The sequence below is a fragment of the Tolypothrix sp. VBCCA 56010 genome (assembly GCF_050875635.1).
Lineage (GTDB): Bacteria > Cyanobacteriota > Cyanobacteriia > Cyanobacteriales > Nostocaceae > Hassallia.
Map to the genome: position 1 here is coordinate 93,939 of NZ_JBPAOH010000010.1, position 6,853 is coordinate 100,791.

The following is a 6,853-nucleotide window of genomic DNA, read 5'->3' on the forward strand; positions in this document are numbered from 1 at the left end:
GATGCGTCATTATTAGCCCACGCAGGTGGGCTTTGTTTGTATAGCCCCAGGCTTCTAGCCTGAGGGCGAATAAAGCGCAACATCACAAAGAATTGGTATAAAGACGCGATAAATCGCGTTACTACGATTCTAAAATTTGGCGAATCTCTTCTAATGTTGCATCTTCTAAAAGGAGTCGTCTGCCATTGCGTCCCACAATCAACACCTTTTCAATTCTTTTACCAGATTGTTTCTGTTTATACTCTTGATACCACTTGCGGATTTGTTCAGCAATGGCGATCGTTCCCCCCACAATACCAACGATGCTAGCAACAGTTGCGATTACTCCCTCTCTTTCCGGTGCTTCTGAACTCACCTTGTAGCTACCTGATATACCGGGAATTGCCAAAAGCGCTTCTGTTGCAGCGATCGCATCTTCACCCTCAATCGCCAACCGAATTTCTGCCATAGTTTACCTGCAAGCATATCCAATCCAGGCTTATTTTCAATAATACCACCAGAGCGATCGGCGTTTCTCGGTCATTAATTATTCATTATTAGTAGCTGCAAAATCCCCCCTCTCCCCCTTGTCCCCCCACTCCCCCCCTCCCCCCCTCCTCCACTCCCCCACTCCCCCACTCCTCATCTGCCCAAATTCCCCTGTCGTTCGCAGCGAAAACCGCGTTGCTGCCAATCTTGCATATTCACTTGAGGTAGTCTAGTCACATTTGAGCATTCTGGCTGAATAAATTGACTTAAACCTGCCCAAAATATACTGCGGGTTACATCCGCTCCCGTTTTCAACCAAGACTCACGATTACCAGGAATGCCTTTTTCCTGAACAATCACAGGTTCTACCCAAATACCATGAGATCCTAAAAGAATTTGTCCTAGCCATTTCGCTCTTGGTAAGTGAGTTGCGGAAGTAATAAGCATGACTTTATGCACTCCTAAACGACGCAAAATTGGAATACCATAAAAAAAGTTTTCAAAAGTAGAGTCGGCACAATGTTCTAACCAAACATTTTGTATAGGTGCTAGTTCTCGTTGAAAAATCAGCCAAATACAAGGGTCTTGAGAACCGCGAGAAATTAAAATCGGCGTAGAGGGAGATTTTTTTGCTTCTTGGGCAACATAAATTTCTCTTGTAATGCTGCCACCAAGTACAAAAAAGCCATCTACTGGCGAGGATGACGCATTCAGTAGAGTTATAGTCATAAAAATCAGCCAAATAGCCAACACAGCACATAAACTCAGAGCGAATTTTTGTAACATTTGCCACATGTTGTAGATTTTTCTCCTATCCTTGATGAATGTTTTTTTGTAAAAAGACATCTGATGGTACACGCACTTAAAAGCTAATTTAGATTTTGTCCTACAGATATACACTTAAGCAGAAGCAAGTGCTATCTTATTAAAAGTAATTGAGGGTGAGAGGACGACACACAGCTATAGTGTCAACAATTAAGATTAACCTTCCGGAAAGAGATGACAAACGGAAGGATAATTGTTAAAAAGTAACGCAGTGCTTTAGCCGAATTTAAAGGGCAAAATTATGAAGTAATTGTAGCTTTATAAGCACAAAACCGATAAATTTCTGGTAAATTTATTTCGTCAAGCCAGATTGCTAAACTGTCAAAAACACAATTATTCCAGCTGATATACATACATGAACCAATCTGCGAAACGTTCCTCGCCGCTCCAAGTAGCCTTGATTGGTGGAGCGATCGCCACAACAGCAGCTTTGTCTGTGTTCGGTCAAGCGTGGTGTCGCTCCGTCCGCGCCGCCTTACAAGATAGCCCAAAAGCGATCGTAGACCAAGTGTGGCAACTAGTAAATCGTGAATATGTTGATGGCAAATTTAATCAACAAGATTGGCAAGCAACTAGACAAAGCTTATTAAGTAAAAATTATTCTTCTCGTGAGGAAGCTTATACAGCTATCCGAGAAGCTTTAAAAAAATTGGGCGATCCTTACACTCGGTTCATGGACCCGAAACAGTATGATGCCCTCACCAGCCAAACATCTGGGGAAGTTTCGGGTATTGGCATTCGGATGGAACTGAATGAAAAAACCAAGCGACTCACCGTTGTCGAAGCTATAGAAAATTCGCCAGCACTCAAAGCAGGTATCAAAGCCGGCGATGAGATTGTCGCAATTGACGGCAAACCCATACATGACCTGAAAGTAGAAGACGCATCTAAGCTGATTCGTGGCAGAGCAGGTACAGTTATAGTATTGCGGCTGGCACGTCAGGGTCAAAGAGAAATGGATGTTAGGCTGACACGAGCCACCATTGAAGTGCCAACGGTGAAATACACCCTCAAGCAAGAAGGCTCAAAGCGTATTGGCTATATCAAATTGCGAGAGTTCAGCGCTCACGCAGCCGACCAAATGCGGCGGGCAATTCGCGATTTGAACGGTCAGCAAGTTGATAGTTACGTCTTAGATTTGCGCGGAAATCCCGGTGGTTTGTTACAAGCGAGTATTGAAATTGCTCGCATGTGGATAGACACTGGCGGGATTGTCAAGACAGTAGACCGTGTGGGAGGAAGTGAACTCAGCAAGGCAAATAACACTGCCATTACAAAACGTCCCTTGGCTGTACTGATAGATAATAATTCAGCTAGTGCTAGTGAAATCCTCACCGGCGCACTCAAGGATAATAAGCGAGCGGTAGTTGTTGGCAGTCAAAGCTTTGGAAAAGCCTTGGTACAGTCGGTGCATGAACTGCCAGACGGTTCCGGCGTAGCCATCACCATTGCCCATTATTTCACCCCTCAAGGAACAGACATTAACCATAAAGGTATTACCCCTGATATCAAGATAGATTTGTCAGAGGCGCAAGAGCGTCAGTTGGCGGTTAATCCAAATTTGGTGGCGACTCAAAACGATCCGCAATATGCGCGGGCGATCGCCGCTTTATCCAGCAGAAACTTCGCCCAACCCCCAGCAAATCAACGCTCAAAACCGTTGAGCGTTCGTGCCTCAGATTTGAAATTTTAGATTTATAGGACTTACGCACTCATTTCGTCAAAGCTTGAATTTACGTAGGGGCAATTCATGAATTGCCCCTACAAGACAAAATATGATACTGCGGATTTATGATTTCTGAGTGGGAATAATAATAATTAACCCCATCCCCAAAATCATAAATCCATGAATCATCAGCCACTTGACACCACCACCAACACTTTTTTCCCTCATGTGTCGGTAGTGATGCCTATATATAATGGTGAAGAAGGCTTACCAGATTTAATTTCTTGTCTGTTAGCGCAAACTTACCCAAAACAGCAGGTTGAGTATTTGCTGGTAGACAATAACAGCAGCGATCGCACTCGAACTTTCTTAGAAACAGCCGCCGAAAATTGCCCAATTACAATTCGTCCTTTAAGCGAAAAGCAAATTCAAAGCTCTTACGCCGCCCGCAACACAGGCATTCGCGCTGCTAAGAGTGAAATAATTGCCTTTACTGATGCTGATTGCCGTCCGCAACATCAATGGTTAGAAGCATTAGTACAGCCTTTTGTCAAGCAAGATGTGACAATTGTCGCCGGAGAAATTGCGGCGTTACCAGGCAAAACGCTTCTAGAACAATATGCCGATCGCCAAGATACTTTATCACAAAAGCACACCCTCGCCCATAAATTTTGTCCATACGGTCAAACCGCTAATTTAGCAATTCGACGCATCGCATTTGAAAAAGTAGGTTTGTTCCGTCCTTATCTGACCACTGGTGGCGATGCTGACATGTGCTGGCGAATTCTAAGAGAAAACATCGGGCGTTTAGAATTTTCACCAACAGCGATCGTCCAGCATCGCCACCGCGCTACACTCAAAGAACTAGAAAATCAATGGCGGCGCTATGGACGCTCAAATCGTTATTTACACGAACTGCACGGTATTGAGTTGATGCGCGAGACTACAGCAAAAGAATATGGCTATCTGTTGCTGCGTTGGTTGTTGAAAGAAATACCAAAAAATAGCCTTCAAGCGATCGCCCGTAAAGCCAGCCTTGTAGACTTATTAAGTACACCCATTGGTTTATTCACAAGGCTTGCACGTTACTCTGGGCAAAAAGATGCCCAATTGCCAGAAAAAGCCAAAATCATTGATTGGCTGTGACGATTTTGGATTTTGCGAAAAGTTTGAGCGGAGGTTTCCTCCGATCAAAGCTTTTCAAGACGGATTTTGGATTAGCAATAATTTTCTTACCCCATTCCCCATTGCCCAATGCCCATTGCCCAATGCCCATTGCCCAATGCCCATTACCCAGTACTACCTAATTTCCGCTAAATTTAATAAAAGTAGTGTCAAGGAAACTTTAAATGTCAGCACAACTGTTACTGGTGGATGATGAACCGGGATTGCGTGAAGCCGTCAAGGATTATTTGCAAGAAAGCGGTTTCAGCGTTCAAGTTGCCAGTAACGCCCGTGAGGGGTGGGACTTGATGCAGCAAAGCATACCTGATTTAGTGATTTCCGACGTCATGATGCCTCAGGTAGATGGCTATCAGTTTTTAAAGCAATTGCGGGAAGACCCCCGCTTTAAAACGCTGCCGGTGGTCTTTTTAACCGCAAAAGGAATGACAAGCGATCGCATTCAAGGTTATCAAGCTGGTGTTGATGCTTATCTACCCAAGCCTTTCGATCCGGATGAATTAGTCGCAATTATCGAAAACTTACTTATCCGTCGCACTGCCAAGCCTCATGCTACAGGTGAAGAGGGAGAAACGTTTGATATTGCCGAACTTGCGAATCAGATTGCCCAAATTAAAGCGCTGTTAACACAAAAAAGTGCGATCGCTCAATCTCCTGCCCCTTTTACCATCGACTTGACCCCCAGAGAACAAAGTGTTTTAAATTTGGTCGCTGAAGGGCTAATGAACAAAGAAATCGCCCGTCGTTTGGAAACCAGCGTCCGCAACGTCGAAAAGTACGTCAGTCGTTTGTTTAGTAAAACAGGCACGAACAGCCGTACTGAATTAGTTCGTTTTGCTTTAGAACACGGTCTTGCTAAGTAGTCATTAGTTATTTGTTTTGGACAAAAGACAAATGACACCTGACTATTGACTCTTGCCTGGAGGGGCATCTTTGTTTGGTTGAGAACAAAAAATCGGTTAAATGCACCCGGTTGAATTTGCGTTCTTCTGGCTATGTCAGCAAACAGCTACGTAATACTTAGACAAAAAAACACCATCAGCCATGTCTCACCTAATAACCGATGTCTAACAGCAACGGTTATTAGGTGAGACATCCTTTAGTAGATTAATCTGGTTTGAGCAATTAAGAGCGAAAAATACATCTGACAAAACCCTAAGTAACTTCAACTTTTCTGGGTATAAAAGCATAGTAGGCACCCAATCATAACTGTAGTGCAATCCTGTTAGGGCTACTGTAAATGGGATCGCGCCCAAGCGGGCACTCGGTGCCCGGAGCGACTTCAGCTTAAAAGCCTAATTAAATCGGCTTTTAAATCGAGTTTAGTAAGTCTTTGTTCTTTCTGATGGTCAGTTTAAACAAGCCAACTCACGAAGTGAGTGTAAATAGGCAAATGGTTAAACTTCAAAAATTCACCATTTTCTGCCCGATATCCGATTTGCTACTACCGAAATCAAATAAACACTCTTAACACTTAGCTATTGATTAGCCTCAGTATTTCGCAATCGCATCAGTTGACGACGCATTTGCGGTGAGGCTTTAAATTCAGAAACCTCCTGTGCCTTGACAGACGCGTGCAGGGTTTCTAGGAACTCGTCAGACCCTTCTGTTAAAGCTTCTAGCAGCACCTGCAACAGTTGATCGCGATCGCTCAATATACTCTTTTCCTCAATCATTCGGAACTTCAGATGAATTTCGCACTCATAAACACTTACATCGATGTTATTTACCTGACATGGTAATGCTTTGGAGTTCATAGTGTTTAGGATTCCTTTACTTGGTGGTCATCGTGGTTGGCAGCTAAATTTCCGGCAAAAATTCTTTATATTTTTTTAGAATCCAAAGTGTTTGAATTAAGAATTTGTCTTCATCCATAACATTTGTATTCGATTGCACTCTCCTTTGGTTTGTTTCTAGCTAGAATGAGCGGTGTCTAGATTTTCGCCACTACTGTCGAATCTGCGCTTTATGGTAAGCCATAACTATTATTCAGTTTTTAAGATTCTATACAATAAAGTTTCTGTAAGAAGTTGCGTGACCTTTTTAAAAGTTTTTACATCAACTTTATCTTTCCGTCAATAACAGTTCGGCTTGTTACTAGAAAACTAGTGGTTACACTTACGCAAAAATCTGGCTTTTTTCCTATTTCATTAGAGCCTGAGGCGGTTAGAGCATAATTCGGTAAAATTACTACATGTGCGATTTTTTCATGAGAAATTAGATGAGGCATTTATGAGAAAAATTATTGGAGATAAAATTTTTTTTCGTACTGGACATAGACAGCAATCCAATTATTCCGTGTTGAGTGCCTCATGGCATGACTAAAGCGGAGTAGCGAACACCAAAAGCGGCATAAATCCTTTTAGCTTTGATTAACAGACCGCTACGGCTTTCTTTGGGGTTCCCCAGACATGAATGAGGAATAAAATTTATTTTCCTCTTTATTAAAGTACATCTGTTCTTTATTTTAGGAGTCTATTTTCCTTAAGCTTTAAGCCTTGACTTTTGTTTGCTATCATGCATTAGTTTGCCTCAATAAATGCTAAAACCTGATGATTTTTGCGCTTTGCGTTTGTTTATAGGCATGATTACCACCCAAGAGCAAAAGTAAGGGCTTTCATAAAGTTATCCACGCCCAATCGCAGGCAGAGGCGCCCGTCAACAATTTAAGCCGCGATCCGCTCTAACCATTTGGCGCTCCAATACCCAAGA

Annotated in this window: 7 protein-coding genes; 4 read left to right on the forward strand and 3 right to left on the reverse strand. The window is 42.8% G+C overall.

Annotation, left to right across the window (positions count from 1 at the left end; translation table 11 throughout):
* Positions 1 to 121: 121 nt before the first annotated feature.
* Positions 122 to 448 carry a hypothetical protein gene (locus tag AABK37_RS05760; RefSeq protein WP_432550637.1) on the reverse strand — a complete coding sequence of 109 codons (327 nt, stop codon included), beginning with the start codon at positions 446 to 448 and terminating at the stop codon, positions 122 to 124.
* Positions 449 to 621: 173 nt separating this feature from the next.
* Positions 622 to 1,263 (reverse strand): YdcF family protein, encoded by a 642-nt coding sequence (locus tag AABK37_RS05765; protein WP_432550638.1) that lies wholly within the window; start codon positions 1,261 to 1,263, stop codon positions 622 to 624.
* Between the two features lie 385 nt (positions 1,264 to 1,648).
* Between AABK37_RS05765 and ctpB the strand changes: the two genes are divergently transcribed.
* The 4 genes from ctpB (at position 1,649) to AABK37_RS05785 (ending at position 5,004) form a co-directional block, all read left to right on the forward strand.
* Positions 1,649 to 2,986 carry a carboxyl-terminal processing protease CtpB gene (ctpB, locus tag AABK37_RS05770; protein WP_432550639.1) on the forward strand — a complete coding sequence of 446 codons (1,338 nt, stop codon included), beginning with the start codon at positions 1,649 to 1,651 and terminating at the stop codon, positions 2,984 to 2,986.
* Positions 2,987 to 3,139: 153 nt separating this feature from the next.
* Entirely contained in the window at positions 3,140 to 4,105 is a 966-nt protein-coding gene (locus AABK37_RS05775) for a glycosyltransferase (RefSeq protein WP_432550640.1), read from the forward strand.
* Entirely contained in the window at positions 4,062 to 4,337 is a 276-nt protein-coding gene (locus AABK37_RS05780) for a hypothetical protein (RefSeq protein WP_432550641.1), read from the forward strand. The genes AABK37_RS05775 and AABK37_RS05780 overlap by 44 nt, the downstream gene beginning before the upstream one ends.
* Entirely contained in the window at positions 4,309 to 5,004 is a 696-nt protein-coding gene (locus AABK37_RS05785) for a response regulator transcription factor (RefSeq protein ID WP_432550642.1), read from the forward strand. Before AABK37_RS05780 ends, AABK37_RS05785 begins: the two co-directional genes overlap by 29 nt.
* Positions 5,005 to 5,619: 615 nt before the next feature.
* On the opposite strand, the gene AABK37_RS05790 is transcribed toward AABK37_RS05785, so the two are convergent.
* Positions 5,620 to 5,898, reverse strand: coding sequence for an Npun_R1517 family heterocyst differentiation transcriptional regulator (locus AABK37_RS05790; protein ID WP_432550643.1), 279 nt, complete (start codon positions 5,896 to 5,898; stop codon positions 5,620 to 5,622).
* Positions 5,899 to 6,853: the final 955 nt, after the last annotated feature.

Excerpts from the sequence above, each read along its gene's own strand:
- AABK37_RS05760 (WP_432550637.1), bottom strand. The coding sequence starts at position 448 with ATGGCAGAAATTCGGTTGGCGATTGAGGGTGAAGATGCGATCGCTGCA.
- AABK37_RS05765 (WP_432550638.1), bottom strand. The coding sequence starts at position 1,263 with ATGTGGCAAATGTTACAAAAATTCGCTCTGAGTTTATGTGCTGTGTTG.
- ctpB (WP_432550639.1), top strand. The coding sequence starts at position 1,649 with ATGAACCAATCTGCGAAACGTTCCTCGCCGCTCCAAGTAGCCTTGATT.
- AABK37_RS05775 (WP_432550640.1), top strand. The coding sequence starts at position 3,140 with ATGAATCATCAGCCACTTGACACCACCACCAACACTTTTTTCCCTCAT.
- AABK37_RS05780 (WP_432550641.1), top strand. The coding sequence starts at position 4,062 with ATGCCCAATTGCCAGAAAAAGCCAAAATCATTGATTGGCTGTGACGAT.
- AABK37_RS05785 (WP_432550642.1), top strand. The coding sequence starts at position 4,309 with ATGTCAGCACAACTGTTACTGGTGGATGATGAACCGGGATTGCGTGAA.
- AABK37_RS05790 (WP_432550643.1), bottom strand. The coding sequence starts at position 5,898 with ATGAACTCCAAAGCATTACCATGTCAGGTAAATAACATCGATGTAAGT.